At 62.7% G+C, this 21,934-nt stretch carries 24 protein-coding genes; 19 read left to right on the top strand and 5 right to left on the bottom strand.

Annotation, left to right across the window (positions count from 1 at the left end):
• Nucleotides 1-155: 155 nt before the first annotated feature.
• Genes BMZ23_RS12905 through BMZ23_RS12860 form a run of 10 tightly spaced genes read left to right on the top strand, consistent with a single transcriptional unit; the run spans nt 156 to nt 8,345 of the window.
• Nucleotides 156-644 carry a Na+/H+ antiporter subunit E gene (locus tag BMZ23_RS12905; RefSeq protein ID WP_093478165.1) on the top strand — a complete coding sequence of 163 codons (489 nt, stop codon included), beginning with the start codon at nt 156-158 and terminating at the stop codon, nt 642-644.
• Nucleotides 638-889, top strand: coding sequence for an MrpF/PhaF family protein (locus BMZ23_RS12900; RefSeq protein WP_093478162.1), 252 nt, complete (start codon nt 638-640; stop codon nt 887-889). Before BMZ23_RS12905 ends, BMZ23_RS12900 begins: the two co-directional genes overlap by 7 nt.
• Nucleotides 882-1,187: a cation:proton antiporter gene (locus tag BMZ23_RS12895; RefSeq protein ID WP_093478159.1), complete on the top strand. Its 306-nt coding sequence runs from the start codon at nt 882-884 to the stop codon at nt 1,185-1,187. The genes BMZ23_RS12900 and BMZ23_RS12895 overlap by 8 nt, the downstream gene beginning before the upstream one ends.
• Nucleotides 1,177-2,085, top strand: a complete 909-nt coding sequence (locus BMZ23_RS12890) for a hydrogenase subunit MbhD domain-containing protein (protein WP_093478156.1) — start codon at nt 1,177-1,179, stop codon at nt 2,083-2,085. The genes BMZ23_RS12895 and BMZ23_RS12890 overlap by 11 nt, the downstream gene beginning before the upstream one ends.
• Complete coding sequence (locus tag BMZ23_RS12885; protein ID WP_093478153.1) at nt 2,082-2,357, top strand: NADH-quinone oxidoreductase subunit K; 276 nt, start codon at nt 2,082-2,084, stop codon at nt 2,355-2,357. The genes BMZ23_RS12890 and BMZ23_RS12885 overlap by 4 nt, the downstream gene beginning before the upstream one ends.
• The gene (locus tag BMZ23_RS12880) at nt 2,354-3,778 is read left to right on the top strand and encodes a complex I subunit 5 family protein (protein WP_093478150.1); all 1,425 of its coding nucleotides are present in this window, start codon (nt 2,354-2,356) and stop codon (nt 3,776-3,778) included. Before BMZ23_RS12885 ends, BMZ23_RS12880 begins: the two co-directional genes overlap by 4 nt.
• A complete protein-coding gene (locus tag BMZ23_RS12875; protein ID WP_093478147.1) occupies nt 3,775-5,286 on the top strand; it encodes a complex I subunit 5 family protein in 1,512 nt (503 codons plus the stop codon). The genes BMZ23_RS12880 and BMZ23_RS12875 overlap by 4 nt, the downstream gene beginning before the upstream one ends.
• Nucleotides 5,283-6,914: a complex I subunit 5 family protein gene (locus BMZ23_RS12870; RefSeq protein WP_093478144.1), complete on the top strand. Its 1,632-nt coding sequence runs from the start codon at nt 5,283-5,285 to the stop codon at nt 6,912-6,914. Before BMZ23_RS12875 ends, BMZ23_RS12870 begins: the two co-directional genes overlap by 4 nt.
• A 57-nt stretch (nt 6,915-6,971) precedes the next feature.
• Nucleotides 6,972-7,826, top strand: a complete 855-nt coding sequence (locus tag BMZ23_RS12865; protein WP_093478141.1) for an EamA family transporter — start codon at nt 6,972-6,974, stop codon at nt 7,824-7,826.
• Nucleotides 7,827-7,883: 57 nt separating this feature from the next.
• On the top strand, nt 7,884-8,345 hold the full coding sequence (locus BMZ23_RS12860) for a hypothetical protein (protein WP_093478138.1): 462 nt from the start codon (nt 7,884-7,886) through the stop codon (nt 8,343-8,345).
• 9 nt (nt 8,346-8,354) lie between these two features.
• Here BMZ23_RS12860 and BMZ23_RS12855 read toward each other — a convergent pair whose 3' ends face one another.
• On the bottom strand, nt 8,355-10,379 hold the full coding sequence (locus tag BMZ23_RS12855) for an Hpt domain-containing protein (protein WP_093478135.1): 2,025 nt from the start codon (nt 10,377-10,379) through the stop codon (nt 8,355-8,357).
• 191 nt (nt 10,380-10,570) lie between these two features.
• Between BMZ23_RS12855 and BMZ23_RS15305 the strand changes: the two genes are divergently transcribed.
• From BMZ23_RS15305 to BMZ23_RS12810, 9 genes are all read left to right on the top strand, one after another.
• Entirely contained in the window at nt 10,571-11,338 is a 768-nt protein-coding gene (locus BMZ23_RS15305) for a methyl-accepting chemotaxis protein (RefSeq protein WP_093478132.1), read from the top strand.
• 15 nt (nt 11,339-11,353) lie between these two features.
• Nucleotides 11,354-11,848: a hypothetical protein gene (locus BMZ23_RS12845; protein ID WP_093478129.1), complete on the top strand. Its 495-nt coding sequence runs from the start codon at nt 11,354-11,356 to the stop codon at nt 11,846-11,848.
• 31 nt (nt 11,849-11,879) lie between these two features.
• The gene (locus tag BMZ23_RS12840) at nt 11,880-12,245 is read left to right on the top strand and encodes a response regulator (protein ID WP_093478126.1); all 366 of its coding nucleotides are present in this window, start codon (nt 11,880-11,882) and stop codon (nt 12,243-12,245) included.
• Between the two features lie 120 nt (nt 12,246-12,365).
• Complete coding sequence (locus BMZ23_RS12835) at nt 12,366-13,220, top strand: thioesterase family protein (RefSeq protein WP_093478123.1); 855 nt, start codon at nt 12,366-12,368, stop codon at nt 13,218-13,220.
• A 9-nt stretch (nt 13,221-13,229) separates the two neighbouring features.
• The gene (locus BMZ23_RS12830) at nt 13,230-14,423 is read left to right on the top strand and encodes a YbfB/YjiJ family MFS transporter (RefSeq protein ID WP_093478120.1); all 1,194 of its coding nucleotides are present in this window, start codon (nt 13,230-13,232) and stop codon (nt 14,421-14,423) included.
• 5 nt (nt 14,424-14,428) lie between these two features.
• Entirely contained in the window at nt 14,429-15,025 is a 597-nt protein-coding gene (locus BMZ23_RS12825; RefSeq protein WP_093478117.1) for a glutathione S-transferase family protein, read from the top strand.
• Between the two features lie 38 nt (nt 15,026-15,063).
• Nucleotides 15,064-15,477 carry an RNA-binding domain-containing protein gene (locus tag BMZ23_RS12820; protein WP_177197286.1) on the top strand — a complete coding sequence of 138 codons (414 nt, stop codon included), beginning with the start codon at nt 15,064-15,066 and terminating at the stop codon, nt 15,475-15,477.
• A gap of 394 nt (nt 15,478-15,871) precedes the next feature.
• Nucleotides 15,872-17,533 (top strand): isovaleryl-CoA dehydrogenase, encoded by a 1,662-nt coding sequence (locus BMZ23_RS12815; protein ID WP_093478111.1) that lies wholly within the window; start codon nt 15,872-15,874, stop codon nt 17,531-17,533.
• 118 nt (nt 17,534-17,651) lie between these two features.
• The gene (locus BMZ23_RS12810) at nt 17,652-19,211 is read left to right on the top strand and encodes an acetolactate synthase large subunit (protein ID WP_093478108.1); all 1,560 of its coding nucleotides are present in this window, start codon (nt 17,652-17,654) and stop codon (nt 19,209-19,211) included.
• A 50-nt stretch (nt 19,212-19,261) separates the two neighbouring features.
• On the opposite strand, the gene bfr is transcribed toward BMZ23_RS12810, so the two are convergent.
• The 4 genes from bfr to rpsD all read right to left on the bottom strand — a co-directional run bounded on the left by bfr (nt 19,262) and on the right by rpsD (nt 21,924).
• On the bottom strand, nt 19,262-19,735 hold the full coding sequence (gene bfr / locus BMZ23_RS12805; RefSeq protein ID WP_093478105.1) for a bacterioferritin: 474 nt from the start codon (nt 19,733-19,735) through the stop codon (nt 19,262-19,264).
• Nucleotides 19,736-19,867: 132 nt separating this feature from the next.
• Nucleotides 19,868-20,251: a 50S ribosomal protein L17 gene (gene rplQ / locus BMZ23_RS12800; protein WP_093478102.1), complete on the bottom strand. Its 384-nt coding sequence runs from the start codon at nt 20,249-20,251 to the stop codon at nt 19,868-19,870.
• Nucleotides 20,252-20,276: 25 nt separating this feature from the next.
• A complete protein-coding gene (locus BMZ23_RS12795; protein ID WP_093478099.1) occupies nt 20,277-21,278 on the bottom strand; it encodes a DNA-directed RNA polymerase subunit alpha in 1,002 nt (333 codons plus the stop codon).
• Between the two features lie 25 nt (nt 21,279-21,303).
• Complete coding sequence (gene rpsD / locus BMZ23_RS12790; RefSeq protein WP_093478096.1) at nt 21,304-21,924, bottom strand: 30S ribosomal protein S4; 621 nt, start codon at nt 21,922-21,924, stop codon at nt 21,304-21,306.
• Between the last annotated feature and the right edge of the window lie 10 nt (nt 21,925-21,934).

The raw sequence follows: 21,934 nt of genomic DNA, 5'->3' as shown, positions 1-21,934 counted from the left end.
TGCGGGCCTTGTGCTTTTTAGTTTGCGCCTATCTGCCAGTGTCGCGTCGCTGCAAGATCCGGTGACGATATATACAGATTTTTTTCCCCGCGAATTTGAGTCATCCACCCGCCCCCACCTAGTATGTGAACAGGCATGCCTCAGGGGGACTGCGAATGGAGGACAGCTTGGTCACATACCGGCGGGACGGCCTTTACTGGCTGCTGGCATCAGTACTGCTGTGGTGGCTGCTGGCCGGACATGCCGGCTGGTACCTGGGGCTGCCGGCAGCACTGCTGGCCAGCGCCCTGGCAATCCGCCTGCATCTGCCCTGGCCGCGACTGCACTGGCGGCGTGCGCCGGGGTTGCTGCTGTTCTTTGCCTGGCAACTGTGGCGCGGCGGCTGGGATGTGGCGCGCCGGGCCGTGCATCCGCGCATGCCGCTGGACCCGGCCTGGGTCAAGCTGTCACTGGACTGCCGCAATCCGCAGGTTCAGCTGCTGTTGTCGGCACTGGTCGGGCTGTTGCCTGGCACACTGGCCAGCCATGTACACAAGGATTGCCTGCACCTGCATGTACTCGACCAACAACAACCGTGGCAGCCGGTGGTGCGCCAGCTGGAGCGCCATCTCGCAGCGCTGTTCGGGGAGTTACGCCGATGCTGATGCTCTGTGCACTGATTCTGCTGCTGAGCATTGCCGCCGGCCTGTGGCGGGTACTGCGCGGCCCGACCCGTGCTGACCGGCTGCTTGCCGTGCAATTGCTGGGGACCAGCGGCACGGCCATTCTGCTGGTGCTGGCCGAGGCCGCCGGCCAGCCCGCACTGCTGGATGTCGCCCTGCTGCTGGCACTGCTGGCGGCGGTGGTGTCAATTGCCCTGGTACAGCTGCTGAGGCGCCGTGATGCTTGATTGGCTGTGGTGGGGCAGTTGGCCGCTGATTGGCGCCGGCTTGCTGTTTTTCATTGCCGGCACCCTGGGGCTGCTGCGCTTTCCCGATATTTTCAGCCGCCTGCATGCGGTAACCAAGGCCGATACCCTGGGACTCGGGCTGCTGGCGCTGGGGCTGGCGCTACAGGCCCAGGAGCTGCATACCGCCCTGCGCCTGCTGTTGGTATGGCTGCTGGTCATGGCCTCCGGAGCCACTGCCTGCCAGCTGCTGGCGCGCCATCAGCGGCAACTTGACGGAGACCTGCCGGATGAGCGCTGACTGGTTGTTCGACGCGGCGCTGGTCGGTCTGTTGCTGATGCTGGCACTGGCGGCACTGCATGCGCCACGGCTGTATACCTCGGTGGTGCTGTTTATTGTCTTCGGCTTGCTGCTGGCGCTGGCCTGGGCCCGGCTTGGCGCGGTGGATCTGGCTCTGGCCGAAGCGGCCATCGGTGCCGGCCTGCTCGGGGCCATGCTGCTGGCGGCACTGGCGCGCAGCCGTCAACCAGCGCTGCGCAAACAGACACCGGCAAGCCTTGTCGGCGGCGCCCTGCTGGGCCTGCTGTTGCTAGCGCTGCTGGTGCCGGCAGTGCTGCCGTTGCAACAGGGCGACCAGCCCCTGCCGGCGGCGGTCAATGCGGCACTCGACAGCAGTGGTGTCAGCCATCCGGTCACGGCGGTACTGCTGAACTTTCGTGCCTGGGACACCCTGCTGGAGCTGGCGGTATTGCTGCTGGCGCTGCTTGGCGTGCGCCAGCTGCGCCCGGCGGCACTGGTAACCGCCCCTGGCTGGCCGTTGCTGGAGGCCTGGGCCCGGATGCTGGCACCCCTGGCTGTGCTGCTGGGCGGTTATCTGTTGTGGCGTGGCAGCCATGCCCCCGGCGGCGCCTTCCAGGCAGGCGCGCTGCTGGCGGCCGGAGCCCTGGTGCTGCGGCTGGCGGGTCTGTTGCCGCCGTTGCGCTGGCATTACTGGCCGCTGCGCCTGCTGGTGCTCGGCGGCCTGCTGCTGTTTCTTGGCGTGGCCACCGCCGGCGCCTGGCTTGGTGATGGCTGGCTGGTCTACCCGCCGGCTCAAGCCGGCCTGCTGATTCTGCTGATCGAGCTGGCCGCCACCCTGTCGATTGCCGCCAGCCTGATCCTGCTGGTGAGTGCCGACAGTCAGGAGCTGGACCCATGACCCAGACGGCACTCTACCTGATCGGCGGGCTGGCACTCTGGCTGATTGGCCTGCATGGCCTGATCGTGCAGCACTATGCCCTGCGCCGGATCATTGCCCTGAACATCATGGGCAGCGGCTGTTTTATGGTGATGGTGGCACTGGCCAGCCGGGTGCAGCCGCCGGACCCGGTGCTGCAGGCGCTGGTGGTTACCGGGCTGGTAGTGGCCGCCAGCGCCAGCGCCTTTGCCTTGCGGCTGGCCAGCAGTGGCAAGCCGGAGCAGGACGAATGAACGCGGCGCTGCTGGTGCTGGTGCTGCCGCTGTCCTGTGCGCTGTGGCTGTTGCTGCTGCAGCGGCGCGCAGCCTGGCTGGTGCTGCTGGTCAATGCGCTGACCCTGCTGGCGGCGCTGCAGGCACTGCGTTCGGTGCTGCAACAGGGTAGCCAGCATCTGCAGCTGGGCGGCTGGGACAGCCCGCTGGGTATCGGTTTCAGCCTGACGCCGCTGAGCGCGCTGCTGCTGGTGTTCAGTGCCCTGCTGCACCTGCTGGTCAGCGTGTATGCGGCGCGCAGCCGCCACAGCCAGACCCGTGACAGCGATTTCTGGCCGCTGTCATGTCTGTTGCAGGCCAGTCTGGCGGCATTGTGGCTGTCCACCGACCTGTTCAACTGGTATGTCACCCTGGAGCTGCTGGGACTGGTCGCGGTGGCGCTGATCATCATTGCCGGCCCCCGCGCGCATGCTGCCGCGCTGCGCTACCTGCTGCTGTCGCTGGCTGCCTCGCTGTGCTACCTGCTCGGTGTGGCGCTGATCTATGGCGAGTTCGGCGTGCTGGATATCGCACGGCTTGGCGAATACCCGTTCGACTCGCGCAGCAGCCGGGTTGCGCTCTGGCTGATGACCCTCGGGCTGATGCTGAAGGCCGCGTTGTGGCCGCTGCACCAGTGGCTGCCGGCGGCCCATGCCAGCGCACCGACCTCGGTCAGTGCACTGCTGTCGGCGCTGGTGGTCAAGGGCCCGCTGTTCATTCTGTGGATGCTCTGGAGCCGGCTGGCTCCGGCGGATGCGGCGCAGCAGGCCGGCCTGCTGTTTGCCCTGGCCGGGGTGGCGGCGCTGCTGGCCGGCGGCTGGGCAGCCATGCGCACGCCCTGGCTGAAAACCCTGGTGGCCTACTCTACGGTGGCCCAGCTCGGTTATGCCCTGCTGGCTCTCGGGCTGTTACTGCACTGGCAGGACCCGGGGCTGTCGGTGGCGCTCTGGTTGTTCGTGCTCGCGCACGGGCTGGCCAAGGTCAGCATGTTCCTGGCCGCTGGCGAAATGCAGGCGACCCTTGGCAGCCGTCGAGTGCTGGCGCTCAAGGGCGCGACCCAGACCATGCCGCTGGCGATGTTCGCCTTTACCCTGGCCGGCGCCAGCCTGATCGGTCTGCCGCCAAGTGGCGGCTTTCTGGCCAAGTGGGTGTTGCTGATGCCGTTGCTGGCAGAGCCGCAGCACTGGCCCTGGGCGCTGGCGGTACTGCTCGGCACGCTGGCCAGTGCCGCCTATGTGTTTCGCGTGGTGGTGCTGAGCTTCGACCGTGCCGAGCCAATCCCGGCGGACTTCAGCCCTGATCGCTTCGCCCAGTGGCTGGCGATGCTGCCGGCGCTTGTGGTGTGGGGGCTGGCCTTGATCGCTGAGCCGCTGTTGCGCTGGCTACAGGAGGTGCCCTGGTGAACTGGACCAGTCTGCTGCCACCGGCCATTGTGCTCAGCTCGCTGCTGCCGGGCCTGCTGATCTTCAGCCTGGCGGAGCATCAGGAGCGCCTGCGGGTCACGCTGAACCTGGCCGGGGTGACCATCAAGCTGCTGCTGGTCGGATTGATGCTCTGGGGCGTCAGCCAGGGCATGCAGTTCCGCTTCGAGCTGCCGCTGGTGCCCGGCGGCAGCCTGCTGCTGAGTGGCGATGCACTGGCGCTGCAATTTGTCAGCCTGTCCTCGCTGCTGTGGCTGACCACCACCCTGTATGCCATCGGCTACCTGCAACGTTCGCCGCTGCGTTCGCGTTTCTTCGGCTATTTCAGCCTGTGCGTGAGCGCCACTGTGGGGCTGGCGCTGGCCGGTAACCTGCTGACCTTCCTGCTGTTCTACGAACTGTTGACGCTGGCGACCTTCCCGCTGGTGGTGCACCGTGGCACGCCAGAGGCATTACGCGCCGGCCGCGTGTATCTGGCCTACACCCTCGGCGGCGGCAGCCTGCTGTTGTTCGGTGTGGCCCTGCTGCATGCGCTGGGGGGCAGCCCGGAGTTTGTCCCCGGCGGCTATCTGGCAGCACAGATGGGCACGCAACAACCCTTGCTGGCGGTGGCGCTGGTGCTGATGGTCGCCGGCCTGGGGGTCAAGGCTGCCCTGCTACCGTTGCATGGCTGGCTGCCGCAGGCAATGGTTGCACCGGCACCGGTCAGCGCCCTGTTGCACGCGGTGGCTGTGGTCAAGGCCGGCGCCTTCGGCATCATCCGCGTGGTCTACGACGTTTACGGCGTCGAGCAGGTTGAAGCGCTCGGTCTGCATCTGCCGTTGCTGGCATTGGCGGCGATGACCATCATCTATGGCTCGGTGCGCGCCCTGCAGCAGCAGGAGCTGAAAAAGCGCCTGGCCTTTTCCACCGTCAGCCAGGTGTCCTATATCACCCTCGGTGTTGCCCTGCTCGGCCCGCTGGCCGCCGTCGGCGCGCTGGTGCATCTGGTGCACCAGGGGCTGATGAAGGTCACCCTGTTCTACTGTGCCGGCAATTTTGCCGAGACGCTGGGCGTGCATCGCGTTCGCGAGATGGATGGCATTGGCCGGCGCATGCCACTCAGCATGGCCGCCTTTACCCTGGGTGCATTGGGCATGATCGGGGTGCCTCCGATCGCCGGTTTTATCAGCAAGTGGTATCTGGGACTGGGCGCGCTGGAAAGTGGCCATGACTGGGTGCTGCTGGTACTGGTCGGTTCCGGCTTGCTGAATGCCGCCTACTTCCTGCCACTGCTATGGCGTGGCTGGTTTGCCCGTGCACCCGGCCAGTGGCCTGACGAGCAACCGCTCGGCACTGGCCGGCCCGGACTCGGCGAGACGCACTGGATGCTGCTGTGGCCGACACTGCTAACTGCGGCACTGGCCCTGCTGGTCGGGATACTGGCCGGCAGCGGGCTTAGCCCGCTGGCCTGGAGTCAACTGATCGTCAACCGGGAGTTTGGCCTGTGAGCGCGCTGCTCTGGTTGCTGGTTCCGCTGGCGCCCTTGCTGCCCCTGCTGCTGTTGCGCCGCGCGGCGCTGGCGCGCTGGCATTGGCTGGGCTGCCTGCCGGCGGCCGTGCTGCTGTGGCTGCAGCCGGCGAGCCTGGAGCTGGCGCTGCTCTGGCCGGGCGCACGCTGGGGTTTGCTGGATGGCAGCGCCAGTGTCTGGCTGGGTTTCAGCGCGCTGCTCTGGGCAGTCGCCGGACGCTATGCCGCCGCCGACCTGGCACAGCTGCACAATCGGCGCTTCTGGTGGTTCTGGCAACTGGCACTGGCCGGCAACCTGCTGCTGGTAATCGCCGAGGATGTCATCAGCTTCTATGCCGGCTTTACCCTGATGAGCCTGAGTGCCTACGGCCTGGTGGTGCACAAGGGCACGCCCCAGGCCCGCCGTGCCGGACGACTCTATCTGCAGCTGGCAGTCCTCGGTGAGATGCTGGTGTATGCCGGCCTGCTGCTGCAACTGCATGCCGGCACCGGCAGTCTGTTGCTGGCCGACTGGCGCGACACGCCGCTGGCACCGGGTGCTGCGGCACTGTTGCTGATTGGCTTCGGCCTCAAGGCGGGTTTCTGGCCGCTACACCTGTGGTTGCCGCTAGCACATCCGGTGGCGCCGGCAGCGGCCAGCGCGGTGCTTTCCGGGGTGATGCTGAAGGCCGGCATTCTCGGGTTGTGGCGAATGCTGCCGAGTGCTGACCCGCTGCTGGCGGCACTGGCCCCGCTGCTGCTGGGCGTGGGGCTCTGCAGCGCCTTCTACGGCGTGCTGATGGGGCTGCGCCAGGCGGCGGCGAAATCCCTGCTGGCCTGGTCCTCGGTCAGCCAACTGGGCTGGCTGCTGGTGATCCTGGCACTGGGCTGGCAATCTCCGGCACTCAATACGCTTGGGGTGCCACTGCTGGCCTTGTATGCCACCCAGCATGCACTGGCCAAGGGCGCACTGTTCATGGCGGCCGGTCTGGCTACACACCAGCAACTGGGTCGGCTCGGTGTGGTGCTGGCAGCGCTGCCGGCACTGGCGCTGGCCGGGCTGCCACTGACCAGCGGCGCGGCCCTCAAGCAGTTGTTGAAACAACCCCTGCAGGACTGGTCGACCGGACTGTCGTGGCTGGCCAGCCTCGGCTCCCTGGGCACTGCCCTGCTGCTGTTGCGGCTGCTCTGGCTGTTGCAACACCAGGCCGGCAGCCAACACCACGCCGATATCCGCTGGCGACTGACCGCCCTGCTGTGTCTGGCTCCCCTGCTGCTGTGGCTGTGGCCACCGCTGCAACCGGCGCTGCTGGACAGCCTGCAGCCCTCCGCACTGCTGGCCCAGGGCTGGCCGCTGCTACTGGCCCTGCTGCTCGGCAGCCTGGCATTGCAGCAGGGCTGGCAGTGGCCGGCCGCCCTGCGTCCGCGGCGCCAGCCGGTGGTGCTGCGCCCCTCGTTATGGCTGAAACGCCAGTTGCAACGTCCGCCACTGCCGGCCCTGCAGCCTCGCGCCGCCAGCGCGCGCTGGCGGGCACTGGAGCGACGCTGGAACCAGTTGTGGCGCAGCTGGCCGGTCAGTCTGAGCGGTTGGCTGCTGCTGGGCCTGCTGCTGCTTGGCTGGTGGCTATGACCCGGCAGCGGTGACTGGCTATACTGCGCGCCCGTCCTCCATTGCGGAACAGCCCCGATGCCCAGCCTGATTGCCGTCACCCTGCTGTGGGCGCTGTCGTTCAGCCTGATCGGCGAGTATCTGGCCGGCCAGGTCGACAGCTATTTTGCGGTGCTGACCCGGGTCGTGCTGGCCGGCCTGCTGTTTCTGCCACTGCTGCGCCCGCAGCGGTTGCCTCAGGGGCTGATCGCCGGGCTGCTGCTGGTCGGTGCACTGCAGTTCGGCATCACCTACATCGCCCTGTACCAGTCATTTCTGTATATCAGCGTGCCCGAGGTGCTGCTGTTCACCATTTTCACCCCGCTCTACATCGCGCTGCTGGACAACGCCCTGCGCCGGCGTTTCAGCGCGGCACCCTTGCTGGCGGCGGCAGTGGCGGTGCTGGGGGCGGCGATCATTCGCTATGACGGCCTGAGCGAGAGTTTTTTCCGTGGTTTTCTGATCCTGCAGCTGGCCAACCTGACCTTTGCCGCCGGGCAGGTCGGCTACGCCCATCTGATGCGCCACTATCAGGTAGACCGGCGCCAGCAATGGCAAGGCTTCGGGCTGTTCTTTGTCGGTGCGCTGCTGGTGGTGCTGCCGGCCTGGTGGCTGCTGGGCAATCCGCAGCAACTGCCAGGCACGCCAGTGCACTGGCTGGTGCTTGGCTGGCTCGGGCTGGTCGCCTCGGGGCTGGGGTTCTTTTTCTGGAACCGGGGCGCCAGTCAGGTCGATGCCGGCACCCTGGCGGTAATGAACAATGCCCTGATCCCCGCCGGCCTGCTGGTCAACCTGCTGGTCTGGAACCGCGACGCCGACCTGCTGCGGCTGGCCATCGGCGGCGCGGTGATTGGCCTGTCACTGTGGCTGAATGCTCGCTGGCGCGGCCTGTAAGTCGATCTGCCGGCAACTTGCTATACTCGGCGACCCGATTCTGCTGGATGCCGGCCCATGCACCGCATTTACCTCGACACCGAATTCACCTCACTGACGCTTGAGCGCAAGCTGATTTCGCTGGCGCTGGTCAGCAGTACCGGTGATGAGTGCTATGTCGAGCTCAGTGAGGGCTGGACACTGGACGACTGCTCGGAGTTCGTCGTGGAAACCGTGCTGCCGCTACTGGATATCGAGCAGCAGGGACTGACGCGACGCGACGCGGCTGAACAGGTTCGGATCTTCCTGCTGGCCCAGGGTGAGGCGGTGATTGTTGGTGATGCCTTGCATTGGGACTGGCCCTTGCTCACCGCGCTGCTGGCTCCCAAGGGACTGCCGGACAATATCCGGGGGTGCCGCGAGGTCGACGACCCGCTTGGCCATCTGCCTCCCGAACACGTCCCCCATCACGCCCTGCTGGATGCCCGGCTGCTGCACGATCTGTGCGAGCAGCCGGATCAAGCGCCGGACAGCAACTGACGGGCAGGATCAGTCCAGCAGCGGCAGGCGTATTTCCAACCCGAAGGCCCGCACCGGCTGTCCGGCATCCGTGTGCTGCTGCCAGTACACCCGGATATCTCCACCCAGCGCCGCCAGACTGGCACGCACCGCATCCATACCGACCCCGCGCCCGGACAACATCGTCAAGGCTGCCGCCGTACTCAGCCCGCTGTGAAATATCAGCGCGGCCAGTTGCTCATCACTACAGGCCTGACCGGGCTCAAGTTCGCCACGGGCCTCGGCCTTGCGCCGCAACGCGTCAAGTGCCAGGCCACGCCCGTCATCCTGCAGACACAGGCGTATGCCGGCTGCATCGCAGTCGACATGAATCTGCAATCGCCCCTGTTCGGGCTTGCCCGCTGCCCGTCGCTGCGCTACCGGCTCAATGCCGTGATCCATGCTGTTGCGCAACAGGTGAGTCATGCAGTCAGCCAGGCTGGCGGCGCACTCGGTGCTGATACGCAGGCCCTGCAGGTGACCACTGAGACTGACCTGCGGCTGCGGTTTGCCCAGTTCGTCACAGATGTGCGGCAATCCCTGTAACTGCTGATCAAGCACCTGTTCCAGCAAGGGCATAGGCTGGCGCGCCAGCAACCTTTGCAGGCGCGCATCCGGCTGCCGGCGAGCCAGCTGCTGCAGTTGCTGCCACAGGTCATCGTCCAGCCAGTACCCCTCGGACCGGGCACTGTCGCTGCGGACAAAGCCGCGCAGACGCAACTCAAACAACCGGCGATAGTCCTGCAGGGCGGCCTCGGCCTGCTGCAAGGCGTCAGTCAGGCTGACAACGTCTTGCAGCGTTGTCCCTGTGCTATTGCGTGCATCCTGCAGACATTGCTCTGCCTCATGCAGACTGTCGGTAACCGCCAGCAGCCCAAGGGTGCGCGCATTGCCCTTCAGGGTGTGTAGCAGGCGATAAGTCGAATCTATCTGCAAGGCTTCACCCTTATCCAGTTGCGCCTGCAGAGACTCCACTCCGTTTTGCGCCTGTTGCAGGAAGCCCACGAAGCGAGGTTCACCGCATCCCAGTATCTCGCCCAGCAATTGCAGCTCGCGCTGCTGGCTGGCCGCTTGCTGCTGCAACTGGTGCAGCCGGGTTACATCACGCAACACCAGCAGCATGCGCTCGACCTGTCCGTCGCTATCAAGCAACGGCCGCCAGTGCAGCTCAAAGCGTTTTGACTGTCCGCCCAGCCGGGCCTGCAGATGATCCGGCAACAAATGGGCATTGCACTCGAACATCAGTGCATCCTGACCAATGCTGGCACTCAGTGCCGTTTCTATCTGCTGCAGACGATCATTGCCCATCTCACAATGCTCCAGCAGCACACTGCGCAGCGGCGCGCCGGCCAGTTCGCGACACTCCAGCAACTCACCCAGATGCACCGAATACTCGGAATGCAATGTCAGGTCCGGCATCAGCGTACAGATGCCCTGTCGCATATTCTGCAAGACAGCCTGGATATCCCTATTCTTGCGATCAAGCTCGAGGTTGTGCTGACGGGCCGTTTCCATCTGCAACTCATGCGCCAGCTCGACCAGCGCCGAGGCCCGCACAAAGCCCAGATATTGCCCCTGCCAGACCACCAGCACTCCTTCACCATTGGGGTGGCAATGGGCCGCCTGCAGGACCTGCTGCAACTCCGCATCGGCCTCGACAACAGGGCATTCGCTGATAAATTGTCCAAGCAGTCTGGGCTGCCCGCGATTGGCCAGCAGCGCCATGCCATAGCGTGAGTACACGTAGTTCTTCAGACTGCGCTCACATACCAGCCCCAGTGGACGCCCGTCATCATCCAGTACCGGAAAGAAATGCTCCTGCTGGTGCTCACGAAATACATCCAGCACGCGCAACATATCGGTATCGGCAGCCACCGGACGGATTACCTCCAGCCAGCGCAGGATGTGCGGATTGCCTGCCTCCCCGAGCAGCTGGCGTTGCATCTGCGGTGAGTAGAAACGCCGTTCGGGATCAGACGACAAGACTGGGGTGGCAAGGGCAAGGTTGGCAGACATGTGGAAATCTCCTTGGCAGGTCAGGGGAAAACCGGGGTGCTATCCGGTCGCCGGTATCTGCGCCAGACTAGCCGCCGCGCATTGCCGGCAGATGACAGCCATTTGATATCGTCGTATACCCGGCGTCATCAAACGGACACTATTCCGGTTCAGCATCAGCGGCATTCCGATCCGTTGTCTGGAGATGCCCGATGCTTACCGCCCTTTTGCTGATGCTGACCGCCGCCGTCGTTCTGCTGGTGCTCCAGCAGCTGACCCGTCAGCGCCAACTGCAGCGTGCCCGTCTGCAGACCCACGAACTGCAAACCGAGCGCCAGCAATTGATTGCTCGCGTGCAGCAGCTGACGTCGAGCCTGGAAGACTGCGAAAGCCGCCACCACAGTGCCTGTGAGCACTGGCAGACACAGCAGCAGCAACTGCACGAACAACTGCAGTTGTCGCAGCGCCAGCAGGCCGAACACAACGCACACTGGCTGGCCGAATGCGAACAACTTCAGGATGCTCTGCGCCAGGCACAATGTCGCGACCATGACTGGCAACAGATCGTCAGCGAGATCGAGCAACTGGGCGACATCGTCAGCAGTTTCGAGCGCTGGAACCAGCGCCTGGACGATCTGATGCAACACAATGCAGACATGCAGAAAGAGAGTCAGGCGTTTGGTGCACTGATCAAACAGACCTCGCTGCTGGCCCTGAATGCCAGCATCGAAGCGGCCCGTGCCGGTGAGCACGGACGCGGGTTTGCGATTGTTGCCGACGAGGTGCGCGAGCTGGCCGGGCGCTCGGAGATCCTGATTGGCGGCTATTCGCGGATGCTGCTGAAAAACGCCACCATCACCACAACAACCTTTCAGGACATCCAGGCCTCGAGCCGCATGATCCATACCGGACTGCAGGATTTGCGGTTGCGGCTGGCGCAGTTGCAGCCCCGGCACAGCGCTGTGGCGCTGGCTGCCTGAGTGGAGAAACAGCCTATGAGCCAACGTCCTCACCAGCGTCTCAACCAGTTGCTGCAGCAGAGTCTGGATGAACAGGGCAAGGCGACACTTCTGGAGCCGGCACAACTGCTTCATGCCAGCCGCGAGCCCTGCAGCCTGACCCTGCTGACGTTAAGCAGCTACCGCTTCCACGGGCACTTCTGCCTGCTTGGCGACGAAGGAGCCGACCGGCAGGAACAGCTGTACGAGCAGGCCAACATGCTCTGTGGCAGCCTGAAGCGGCTGCTCGGCCAACAACTTGCCGGCCTTGGCATGTCCACCCCTAACCGTCTGCCGGCCGGCTGCCTGGAATACCTGCTGGAACAACATGAAACGGTCGCTGTGGCACGCACACGCAGCAATGGCGGCCAGGAATTGCTGGCCGGTCTGCTGCTGCCATTCGATATCCAGCTGACCTTGCCGCCAGCGTCCGCCGGCAGCGCATTTGCCAGCGAAACAGCCACTGCCAGTGGCGAGCTGGAACTGTTCTGAATCCCGTTACCCATTGCAAAGGAGTACCACCATGGCCCGCGTGCTGATAGTCGATGATTCCAGCCTGATCCGTCAGGAAGTCAGCCAGTTCCTCAGCCAGCAGGGACTGCAGACACTGACCGCAGCAGACGGCAATGAAGGTCTGCAGCAACTACGCAGCCAGCGCGATATCGGACTGGTCATCTGTGATGTGAACATGCCGGGGCTGGATGGCCTGAGCATGGCCGAAAAGACCCGCAACGAACTTGGCTGCCACACCCCGATCATCATGCTGACCACCGAAAACTGCCCGAAGATGAAGGCGCGCGGCAAGGCGGCAGGCGTGCGCGGTTGGATCGTCAAGCCGTTCAACGGCCCGGCAACCATAGGGGCGATCCGCAGCCTGCTCGGACAGTGAACCTGTCGTTCGATGCCTGATCATTCCTCCTGCCAATGAAAGCCGGCAGCCCTTGCGCGCTGCCGGCAGACTGGCCATCCTTGGCAAATTCACAGCAATTACCCCAAGGACTATCTCCGCATGAGCGCCGGCCAGCTGTTCGAAACCCTTATTACGCCCCGCTTTACCGACCTGGATACCTGGCGACACATAAACAACACGCGGCTCTACCACATCCATCAGGAAGCGCGTATGCGAACGCAGATGGAACTGTTTGGCCGCGATGCCTGGTTCTCTGACGACGTACGCCTGCGTCCACTGCGCTGCCTGACCGACTACCGACTGGTCAGCTGGTACGACAGCGACTTGCTGGCCCGGGTCCAGATTCTCGATTGTGACTCCCAGGGTTTTCGCGTGATCAGCCGCCTGTACCAGAACGATGAGCTGGTCGGCGAGCAACAGTGTCTGATGGCGGCCTTTGAACAGCACCACCGGGTACCCCTGCCGCAGCAAACCCTGGAACGCCTGCAAGGCGTTGCCCTTGGCGCGGCTGACCCCTTGCCTGGAGATGCCTACCGCAAGCTGTTCAGTCACCCCGGTGGTTTCCCGGTCCACCAGCAACTGACGCCTCGCTATGGCGATATGGATGTCGACAGCCAGCGCAGTGAAGCCGCACTGGCACGCTGGATGGAGCAGGCACGTTTCGGCGGTATCCGCCAGCTGGAAATGGGAGGCCTCGGCGTGCTGGTGGCTGCCACTGACATGAGTTACGAGCATTACCGCCCAGGCTTTCATGCGGTTGAACTGGTTTCCGGCATCAGTCGCATCGGCAACAGCTCCTTTATCTTCACCGGTGGCTGTCTGGACAAGGGGGAGCTTCAGGCCTCGGCCAACACCGTGATGGTCGTCATTGACCCGGCCACCGACCGCCCGGTACCGATACCCCCGGCGCTGCGCGAACAATTGCAGGCCTGGCTGATTCCCGGTCTGGACTGAGCCGCCCTGATGCTTATCCCCCGCGCCTCCTTGCCAGCCTTGCTGTGCGGGTTGATGGCTACGCTCACGGGCGTCGGTGTGGCGCGTTTTGCCTATGCCGCACTACTACCGGGTCTGGTTGAGCATGGCTGGTTCAACAGCCAGCAAGCGGCCTGGCTGGGTGCTGCCAACCTTTTCGGCTACCTGCTCGGTGCACTCAGCGCCAACCGCCTGGCCAGCCGGTTTGGCAACCCGGCACTGCTGGCAATGGGTTATCTGCTGTGTGCCGGCAGCTTTCTGTTATGCGTTTGGCCTGCCGGCTTCCTCTGGTTCTCCGGCTGGCGACTGCTGGCCGGCGTAGGCGGTGCCTGGCTGATGGTCGTTGGCCCGTCACTGGCATTTGCCTGCGTTCCTGTGGCGCAACGCCCCACGCTGGCCGCCTGGGTATTTACCGGCATTGGCCTTGGCACACTGCTGTCAGCCACCTTGGTGCCAGCACTGCTGGCCTGGCCACCAGGCCTGAGCTGGCTGCTGCTGGGCTTGTTGTGCAGTCTTGCTGCCGTACTGGGATTGCTCGGCGTGCGTCGCCTGCGCCCCCTGTTGACGCCACCTTCTGGCGCTTACCCGTCACACAGCACGCACAGCCTGCCAGCCGGCCGGCTGGCACTGCTGGTGGTTGCTGCCTATGCACTGGATGCACTGGCCTTTGTGCCGCACACTGTATTCTGGGTCGATTACCTGGCTCGTGAGCTGGAACTGGGGCAGGTGCGCGCCTCGGGGCAATGGGCGCTGTTTGGGCTGGGCGCATTTTGCGGCCCCTTCCTGGTAGCCTGGCTGGTACGTCACCTGGGGTGGCAGCAGAGTCTGTTGCTGGCACTGGCGCTGAAGGCACTGGCAGTGACACTGGCGCTTCTGGCCGCCGACCCGCTAGCGCGCTCGCTCTCTTCGTTTCTGGTGGGCGCGCTGGTCCCCGGCGTAGTCGCACTGACCTCCGGACGCCTGGCTGAACTGGGCGGGCCCGACGCTCACCGACAACTCTGGGGACGGGCCACCGCGGCCTTTGCCGCGGCCCAGGCCCTTTCCGGCTACCTGATGTCACTGCTGTTCATTCTTGGCGGCAGTTATCGCCCGCTGTTTCTGCTCGGCGGTCTGCTGCTGGCCAGTGGCTTTGCCCTGCTGCTGTTCGGCAGTCGTCACCTGCAGCCTTCCCGTTATCCGGAGTAATGCCCATGCAACTGTTCCTGAATGCCACCTCTCCCTACGCCCGTGTCGTGCGTGTTGCTGCCGAAGAACTGGGTATGATGCAACAGATCGAGCTGTGCTGGACCGACCCCTGGTCCGACCCCCAGGCATTGCTGCATATCAACCCGGCCGCCCGGATACCGGCATTACTACTGGAGGACGGCCGCAGTATCAGTGAGTCCCTGCTTATTGCCTGCTACCTGAACAGCCTGGATCCCGGGTCGCGCCTGCTACCAGCAGCACAACTGGTCGATTGTCTGCATCTGGCCGGTCTGGGGCAGGGCTTGATGGATGCCAGCTTTGCCACAGTGATCGCACGCAAGCATCATGGTGGCGAGTCTGACCAGACCCTGCTCGGTAGCCGCCGTCTGCGCGCCATCGAACGGCTGCTGAAGCAGTTGCAGACGGACTGGCTCCCCAGCGGTTCAACACCCCATCTTGGCGACCTGGTGATTGCGGTAGCGCTTGACTACCTGGCCTTTCGCATGCCGGAATGCAACTGGCAGCAGCGTTACCCTTCGCTGGCCAGCCGGCATGCACTGCTGGCGCAGCGAAACAGCTTCAGCGGCAGCGCCTTTGTCTGAGCGAATCTTTGGGCAGCCAACGTGAGGAGTATCAGCACATGTGTAGCCAGCGCCCGCAATGGCTTCCCGAGCGGGAAAGCATGCGGGTCGAATTCAAAAGCGACCGAGCTCTGTTGTCTGATCGTGATATCGCTGCCGCTCTGGCATGTCTGGCAAATGCCGAGGGTGGCGAACTCTGGCTGGGGCTGGAGGACGATGCCCGGATTGGCGGCCTGCATCCGTTACGCGGGCCCCTTGCCGATCTGCTTGAACGCCTCTGCGGCTGTACCCATCCGCCACTGAGGGTCAGCGGCCAACTGCTTCGTCTGGGACAGCAGAGTGTCCTGAAATTTCGGGTAGATGCGGCCTATCGCCCCGTATATCTGCTAAACGGCCAGCTTCTGCGCCGACGCCTCAAACATGACGGCACCCCCGAATGTGTTTCCCTGAATGGAAACAATCACCACCGCTGAGCCTGCCGGGCTTTGCTGCCCGGATTGAACTGACAACATCACGGCAGCAGGCGGCAGCGCAGCAGACTTGCCCCCGGTTCGCTCCGAACCAAACCAGATCACTGCCAGAAATGCCAATACGACCAGCAGCACGGCTATAAACCAGCGAATGTCAGGGGTTGGTGGTTGCTGTTGCATACAAGACTCCCGAGTTTGTGACCGGTCACTGAAATTCCACACGACAGCAGTTGATTGCGGCGCCATCCGGTCAATTGCCGCCTCGTCGCTATGCCCTGCTGCCAGCCGGGTCATTATGTGCAGCCCAGGCTTCTACTGGCCAGCAGCTTTGGCAAAGATACTTGCACGAAGTAAAGAATCCTGATTCACTTCTTGAAAAATCCTGCCGGAGCCTGCCATGCCGTTATCCGTTGATCTGCTCGAAAATACCCATGAAGTGAACAACCAGCCCGCCCTGCTGGAGAACTTCAACCTGTTTGAGACGGATACCGCCCTGTGCCAGTCGGTACAGCGGGAAGGGGGTGAATGGGCCATGCCAGCGCTGCACGAAGCCGGTGCGCTGGCTGGCAGCGCCGAGAGTATCGCGCTCGGATTTGCAGCCAACGACAATCCGCCAAGCCTGCGCACCCACGACCGTTATGGCCGTCGTATTGACGAGGTACGCTTCCATCCGGCCTACCATCAGTTGATGGCTCGCGCCATTGATCAGGGCCTGCATGCCAGCCCCTGGACAGACCCACGCCCAGGCGCCCATGTGGCCCGCGCCGCCGGCTATTACCTGCACACCCAGGTGGAGGCTGCGCATGGCTGCCCGATCACCATGACCTTCGCGGCCATCGCGGCCCTGCGTCACCAGCCAGACCTCTACCAGCACTGGGCGCCGGGCGTACTGTCACGTGAATATGACCCGAGGAACATCCCGGCGCACCAGAAACACGGCCTGACCATAGGTATGGCCATGACTGAAAAGCAGGGCGGGTCGGATGTGCGCAGCAACAGCACCTGGGCCGAGCCGGTTGATCAGAGCGGACCAGGCAAGGCCTATCGTCTGATTGGCCACAAATGGTTTGTGTCCGCGCCCATGTGCGATGCCTTTCTGGTGCTGGCACAGGCACCCGGCGGGCTTTCCTGTTTTTTGCTGCCGCGCTGGCGGCCTGATGGCAGCAAGAACCCGCTGCAACTCCAGCAACTGAAACTGAAAATGGGCAACGTCGCCAACGCCTCCAGCGAAACCGAGCTGCGCGGTGCCCTGGCCTGGATGGTCGGCGAGGAAGGCAAAGGCGTACGCACCATACTCGATATGGTGTCGATGACCCGCTACGACTGCATGATCGGCTCTTCGGCCGGGATGCGTCAGGCGCTGATTCAGGCCATCCATCATTGCAGTCAACGCCGTGCCTTCGGAGCCCGCTTGACGGATCAGCCGCTGATGCAGAACCTGCTGGCCGATCTGGCACTGGAAAGTGAGGCGGCGATGACCATGACCCTGCGCCTGTCACGCGCCATGGACAACCAGCACGATCAACACGAGCGGCTTCTTGCACGTATTCTCACACCCGTTGGCAAATACTGGATCTGCAAGCGCACGCCACAACATGCCTATGAAGCGATGGAATGTATCGGCGGCAGCGGGGTAATGGAGGACTGCATCATGCCACGGCTGTTCCGTGAATCCCCGGTAAATGCCATATGGGAAGGCAGCGGCAACATCCAGTGCCTTGATGTATTGCGAGTGGCCCAGCGAGACCCGGAGTCGCTTCAGGCAATGTTTGGAGAACTCAATCTTGCTGCTGGTGGCAACCGGCATCTGGACCAGGCCATAAAGCAGCTTCAGCAGGAGCTGCGTGACACCACGGCGATCGAATACCGTGCCCGCACTCTGGTCGACCAGATGGCCTTGGCACTTCAGGCCTCATTGCTGGTTCGGCATGCGCCGGCGGCTGTTGCTGACGCCTTCTGCGGATCACGCCTGGCGCAACGCGGCCTGCACAACTATGGCGCCCTGCCGCACGGCAGTCATTGCCGTGAGATCATTCAGCGCGCCTGGCCGCACGACTGAGCACAGTGAATGTAACCTGCATGACACTGCACAGCCGCCGCGATGGGTATATTCTCTGTCAGAAGTCTGTCGGGCCTGAACACAGGCCCTTCACCTACAAGTACAAAGAGGACATCCAATGAACGGCGCACAAGCCCTGCTGCACACTCTCCAGACCAGCGGTGTGGACATCTGCTTTGCCAATCCCGGCACATCGGAAATGCATCTGGTTCAAGCCATCGGCCAATCTGACGGGATGCGTGCAGTGCTCTGCCTGTTTGAAGGTGTGGTCTCCGGCGCCGCTGATGGCTATGCGCGCATGGCCGACAAGCCGGCTGCCACCCTGCTGCACTTGGGTTCAGGCTTCTCCAACAGCATGGCCAACCAGCACAACGCACGCCGCGCCGGTGTGCCCATGGTTAACATCGTCGGCGACCACGCCACCTACCACCTGCAATACGATGCGCCGCTGACCAGCGACCTGCTGGGCCATGTACATCTGTCCTCGGCGTGGACTGGTGTTGCGCAAAGTGCCGATCACCTGAGCCAACTGGGTGCCGAGGCAGTCAGCATGAGTTATGCCAATGGGGGGCAGATCACCACCGTGATTGCCCCAGCCGACTGCTCATGGGATCCCGCTGGCGAACCGGCCAAAGCGATGGCAGCACCACCCGCCGAACCGGTGGAAGAGGCACTGCTGGAGCAGGCCGTCCAGTTGCTGGGGAACCGCAAGCGTACCGGCTTGTTGCTTGGTGGCAAGGCGCTTCGCAGCGAAGCGCTCGAGTTGCTGGGCAGGATTGCTGCTGCCACCGGTGCCACCCTGCTCTGCGAAACCTTCCCTGCCCGCCTGCAGCGTGGCGTTGGGCGCGTGCCTGTGCAACGCATCCCGTATTTTGCTGAACAGGCACTAACCTTTCTGCAGTCCTACGAGCAATTGATCCTGGTCGACAGCAAGGCACCTGTCGCTTTCTTCGCCTATCCCGGGAAGGCCAGCTGGCTGGCATCCGAAAGCTGCCAGATGATGACCCTCAGCAAACACGGGCAAGCACTGCTACCCGCACTGAATGCACTGGCAGACAGGCTGCAGGCACCCGCTGAGCCCGCCCAACGCCAGACACCGATGAGCCTGCCGCTGAAACAGGGGCCACTCAGTGTCGATGCAATAGGGCGCAGCTTGGCCGCATTACTTCCCGATCAGGCGATTGTTTCGGACGAGGGCAACACATCGGGGCTGGGTATCTATGCCCACTGCATGGGAGCAGCCGCGCATGACTGGCTGACCCTGACCGGTGGCGCGATCGGCCAGGGGCTGCCGCTGGCACTGGGTGCATCACTCGCCTGCCCCGAGCGCAAGGTACTGGCATTACAGGCCGATGGCAGCGCGATGTACACCACCCAGGCGCTGTGGAGCATGGTCCGCGAGCAGACGGATATTACCGTAGTGCTACTTAACAACAGCAGTTACGCGATTCTCAATGTTGAACTGGCACGAGTGGGTGCCGGCACCCCGAATGACAAAACCCTGTCAATGCTGGACCTGTCGAACCCGGTAATCGACTGGACCAGTATCGCTCGCGGCATGGGCATGCAGGCAGATCGGGCAAACACCTGCGAAGAGTTTCACAGCCTGCTGCAAGAGGCCATGGCGCAACGCGGCCCGCGCCTGATCGAAGCGATGATTCCGACGCCACGGGCCTGATCAACCGATGAAAAAAAACCCGCGCTCTCAGGTGCGGGTTTTTCTACGTCTCAGACTTGATGCATCTGCGACTGCAGGTAATTGGCCAGACCGATACGACGGATCAGCCCAAGCTGCTGCTCCAGCCAATGGGCATGGTCTTCCTCGGTATCCTTCAATTGCGCGAGGATCATGTCACGACTGACAAAGTCAGCATGACGTTCACACAACGCAATTCCCTTGCTCAGCGCATCTCGCACTTGATATTCAAGTTGCAGATCAATTTCCAGCATCTGCTCAACGCTGTTACCGAAAATAAAGGGGTGTGGTGCCATGTCCGGCACACCACCGAGGAACAGAATGCGTTGCAACAACGCATCGGCGTGCTGGGTTTCCTCTTCCATCTCGTGGTTGATCCGCTCATAAAGTTTGCCCAAACCCCATTCTTGATAATAACGGGAATGCACAAAATACTGGTCTCGGGCAGTCAACTCACCTTTGAGCAACTGTTTGAGATAATCAACAACTTCCGGATGACCTTTCATTCGAATTACCTTGCACGACAACGGGATGACCCCGTCATGTTCCTCTGACAATGGCAGCTGGTCAACCACAGTCAGCGGATCAGCAGGCACAAAAAAACCGGGAAAACCCGGTTTTTTTGCAGCGCAATTGACTCACTCTTCGCCAGCAGCAGCCAGCTCAGGACGATCAACCAGCTCGACGTAGGCCATAGGGGCCGCGTCGCCAGTACGGAAACCGCACTTAAGAATACGCACATAGCCACCCGGACGGTTGGCGTAGCGCTTGCCCAGATCGTTGAACAGCTTGCCAACCGCTTCCTTGCTACGGGTACGGTCGAAAGCCAGACGACGGTTGGCAACGGTGTCTTCCTTGGCCAGGGTGATCAGCGGCTCGGCAACGCGGCGCAGTTCCTTGGCTTTCGGAAGGGTTGTCTTGATCAGTTCGTTCTCGAACAGTGACACCGCCATGTTCTGGAACATGGCCTTACGGTGCGAGCTGGTCCGATTCAGGTGACGACCACTTTTACGATGACGCATCTCTCAAATCCTCGGGTTAAGACGATCAGGCCAGGACCTTGTCGTCTTTCTTCAAACTAGCAGGCGGCCAGTTGTCCAGACGCATACCCAGTGACAGACCACGAGAAGCCAGAACATCCTTGATCTCGGTCAGGGATTTCTTGCCCAGGTTCGGGGTCTTCAGCAGCTCCACTTCGGTACGCTGGATCAGATCGCCAATGTAATAGATGTTTTCAGCCTTGAGACAGTTGGCCGAACGTACAGTCAGTTCCAGATCGTCAACCGGACGCAGCAGGATGGGGTCGATCTCGTCTTCATGCTGCTCAACCACCGGCTCGCTGTCCCCTTTGAGGTCAACGAAGGCAGCCAGCTGCTGCTGCAGGATAGTCGCAGCACGACGGATAGCCTCTTCAGGATCCAGCGTACCGTTGGTTTCCAGATCGATAACCAGCTTGTCCAGGTTGGTGCGCTGTTCAACACGTGCACTCTGAACTTCATAAGAAACACGACGGACCGGCGTGAAGGTGGCATCGAGCTGCAAACGACCGATCGAACGGGTTTCATCCTCATCCGAGTGACGTGCATCAGCAGGCACATAACCACGACCACGGGCAACGGTCAGCTTCATGTTCAGCGCGCCGTTATCGGCCAGCGTGGCAATCAGATGATCCGGATTGACGATTTCAACGTCATGATCCAGCTGGATATCAGCAGCAGTGACAGTACCAGGACCTTGCTTGGACAAGGTCAAGGTAACTTGATCACGGCCGTGCATCTTGATCGCCAGACCTTTCAGGTTCAGCAGAATCTCGATGACATCTTCCTGAACGCCCTCGATGGCGCTGTACTCATGCAGAACGCCGTCGATTTCCGCCTCAACCACGGCACAGCCGGGCATGGACGAGAGCAGAATGCGCCGCAGCGCATTGCCCAGGGTATGGCCGAAACCACGCTCCAGCGGCTCAAGAGTGATCTTGGCACGGGTGGGCGAGGTTTCCTGTACGTCAATGTGACGCGGAGTTAGAAACTCGGTAACCGAACTCTGCATGGGGCACCTTTTAACTGTCTAACGCTTACTTGGAGTAGAGCTCGACGATCAGGTTTTCATTGATGTCGGCGGACAGGTCGCTGCGGCTCGGCAGGCTCTTGAAGACGCCTTCCTTCTTCGCGGCATCAACCTCGATCCACTCTACCTGACCGCGCTGGGCTGCCAGTTCGAGGGCGCTGTTAACACGCAGCTGATTCTTCGACTTCTCGCGAACAGCAACCACGTCACCCGGAGCAACCAGGTAGGAGGCGATGTTCACAGTCTTGCCGTTAACACTGATGGCCTTGTGGGAAACCAGCTGGCGTGCTTCTGCACGAGTGGCACCAAAGCCCATACGATAGACAACGTTGTCCAGACGACGCTCAAGCAGTTGCAGCAGGTTCTCGCCGGTAGCACCCTTCAGACGGGCAGCTTCCTTGTAGTAGTTGCTGAACTGACGCTCGAGCACGCCATAGATACGACGCACCTTTTGCTTTTCACGCAACTGGGTGCCGTACTCGGACAGACGACCACGGCGCTGGCCGTGAACGCCCGGAGGGGTTTCCAGATTGCACTTGGATTCGAGAGCACGCGCACCGCTTTTCAGGAACAGATCTGTACCTTCGCGGCGAGACAGCTTGCACTTGGGACCAATATAACGAGCCATTTCCGTCTCT

The sequence above is a fragment of the Halopseudomonas yangmingensis genome (assembly GCF_900114825.1).
GTDB classification, from domain to species: domain Bacteria; phylum Pseudomonadota; class Gammaproteobacteria; order Pseudomonadales; family Pseudomonadaceae; genus Halopseudomonas; species Halopseudomonas yangmingensis.
Note: the sequence above shows the minus strand (reverse complement) of the source record. Positions and strands in the feature narration are given on the sequence as shown.

What these genes read in the sequence shown, in the direction of transcription:
- BMZ23_RS12905 (WP_093478165.1), top strand. Translation starts at nt 156, where the DNA reads ATGGAGGACAGCTTGGTCACATACCGGCGGGACGGCCTTTACTGGCTG.
- BMZ23_RS12900 (WP_093478162.1), top strand. Translation starts at nt 638, where the DNA reads ATGCTGATGCTCTGTGCACTGATTCTGCTGCTGAGCATTGCCGCCGGC.
- BMZ23_RS12895 (WP_093478159.1), top strand. Translation starts at nt 882, where the DNA reads ATGCTTGATTGGCTGTGGTGGGGCAGTTGGCCGCTGATTGGCGCCGGC.
- BMZ23_RS12890 (WP_093478156.1), top strand. Translation starts at nt 1,177, where the DNA reads ATGAGCGCTGACTGGTTGTTCGACGCGGCGCTGGTCGGTCTGTTGCTG.
- BMZ23_RS12885 (WP_093478153.1), top strand. Translation starts at nt 2,082, where the DNA reads ATGACCCAGACGGCACTCTACCTGATCGGCGGGCTGGCACTCTGGCTG.
- BMZ23_RS12880 (WP_093478150.1), top strand. Translation starts at nt 2,354, where the DNA reads ATGAACGCGGCGCTGCTGGTGCTGGTGCTGCCGCTGTCCTGTGCGCTG.
- BMZ23_RS12865 (WP_093478141.1), top strand. Translation starts at nt 6,972, where the DNA reads ATGCCCAGCCTGATTGCCGTCACCCTGCTGTGGGCGCTGTCGTTCAGC.
- BMZ23_RS12860 (WP_093478138.1), top strand. Translation starts at nt 7,884, where the DNA reads ATGCACCGCATTTACCTCGACACCGAATTCACCTCACTGACGCTTGAG.
- BMZ23_RS12855 (WP_093478135.1), bottom strand. Translation starts at nt 10,379, where the DNA reads ATGTCTGCCAACCTTGCCCTTGCCACCCCAGTCTTGTCGTCTGATCCC.
- BMZ23_RS15305 (WP_093478132.1), top strand. Translation starts at nt 10,571, where the DNA reads ATGCTTACCGCCCTTTTGCTGATGCTGACCGCCGCCGTCGTTCTGCTG.
- BMZ23_RS12845 (WP_093478129.1), top strand. Translation starts at nt 11,354, where the DNA reads ATGAGCCAACGTCCTCACCAGCGTCTCAACCAGTTGCTGCAGCAGAGT.
- BMZ23_RS12840 (WP_093478126.1), top strand. Translation starts at nt 11,880, where the DNA reads ATGGCCCGCGTGCTGATAGTCGATGATTCCAGCCTGATCCGTCAGGAA.
- BMZ23_RS12835 (WP_093478123.1), top strand. Translation starts at nt 12,366, where the DNA reads ATGAGCGCCGGCCAGCTGTTCGAAACCCTTATTACGCCCCGCTTTACC.
- BMZ23_RS12830 (WP_093478120.1), top strand. Translation starts at nt 13,230, where the DNA reads ATGCTTATCCCCCGCGCCTCCTTGCCAGCCTTGCTGTGCGGGTTGATG.
- BMZ23_RS12825 (WP_093478117.1), top strand. Translation starts at nt 14,429, where the DNA reads ATGCAACTGTTCCTGAATGCCACCTCTCCCTACGCCCGTGTCGTGCGT.
- BMZ23_RS12820 (WP_177197286.1), top strand. Translation starts at nt 15,064, where the DNA reads ATGTGTAGCCAGCGCCCGCAATGGCTTCCCGAGCGGGAAAGCATGCGG.
- BMZ23_RS12815 (WP_093478111.1), top strand. Translation starts at nt 15,872, where the DNA reads ATGCCGTTATCCGTTGATCTGCTCGAAAATACCCATGAAGTGAACAAC.
- BMZ23_RS12810 (WP_093478108.1), top strand. Translation starts at nt 17,652, where the DNA reads ATGAACGGCGCACAAGCCCTGCTGCACACTCTCCAGACCAGCGGTGTG.
- bfr (WP_093478105.1), bottom strand. Translation starts at nt 19,735, where the DNA reads ATGAAAGGTCATCCGGAAGTTGTTGATTATCTCAAACAGTTGCTCAAA.
- rplQ (WP_093478102.1), bottom strand. Translation starts at nt 20,251, where the DNA reads ATGCGTCATCGTAAAAGTGGTCGTCACCTGAATCGGACCAGCTCGCAC.
- BMZ23_RS12795 (WP_093478099.1), bottom strand. Translation starts at nt 21,278, where the DNA reads ATGCAGAGTTCGGTTACCGAGTTTCTAACTCCGCGTCACATTGACGTA.
- rpsD (WP_093478096.1), bottom strand. Translation starts at nt 21,924, where the DNA reads ATGGCTCGTTATATTGGTCCCAAGTGCAAGCTGTCTCGCCGCGAAGGT.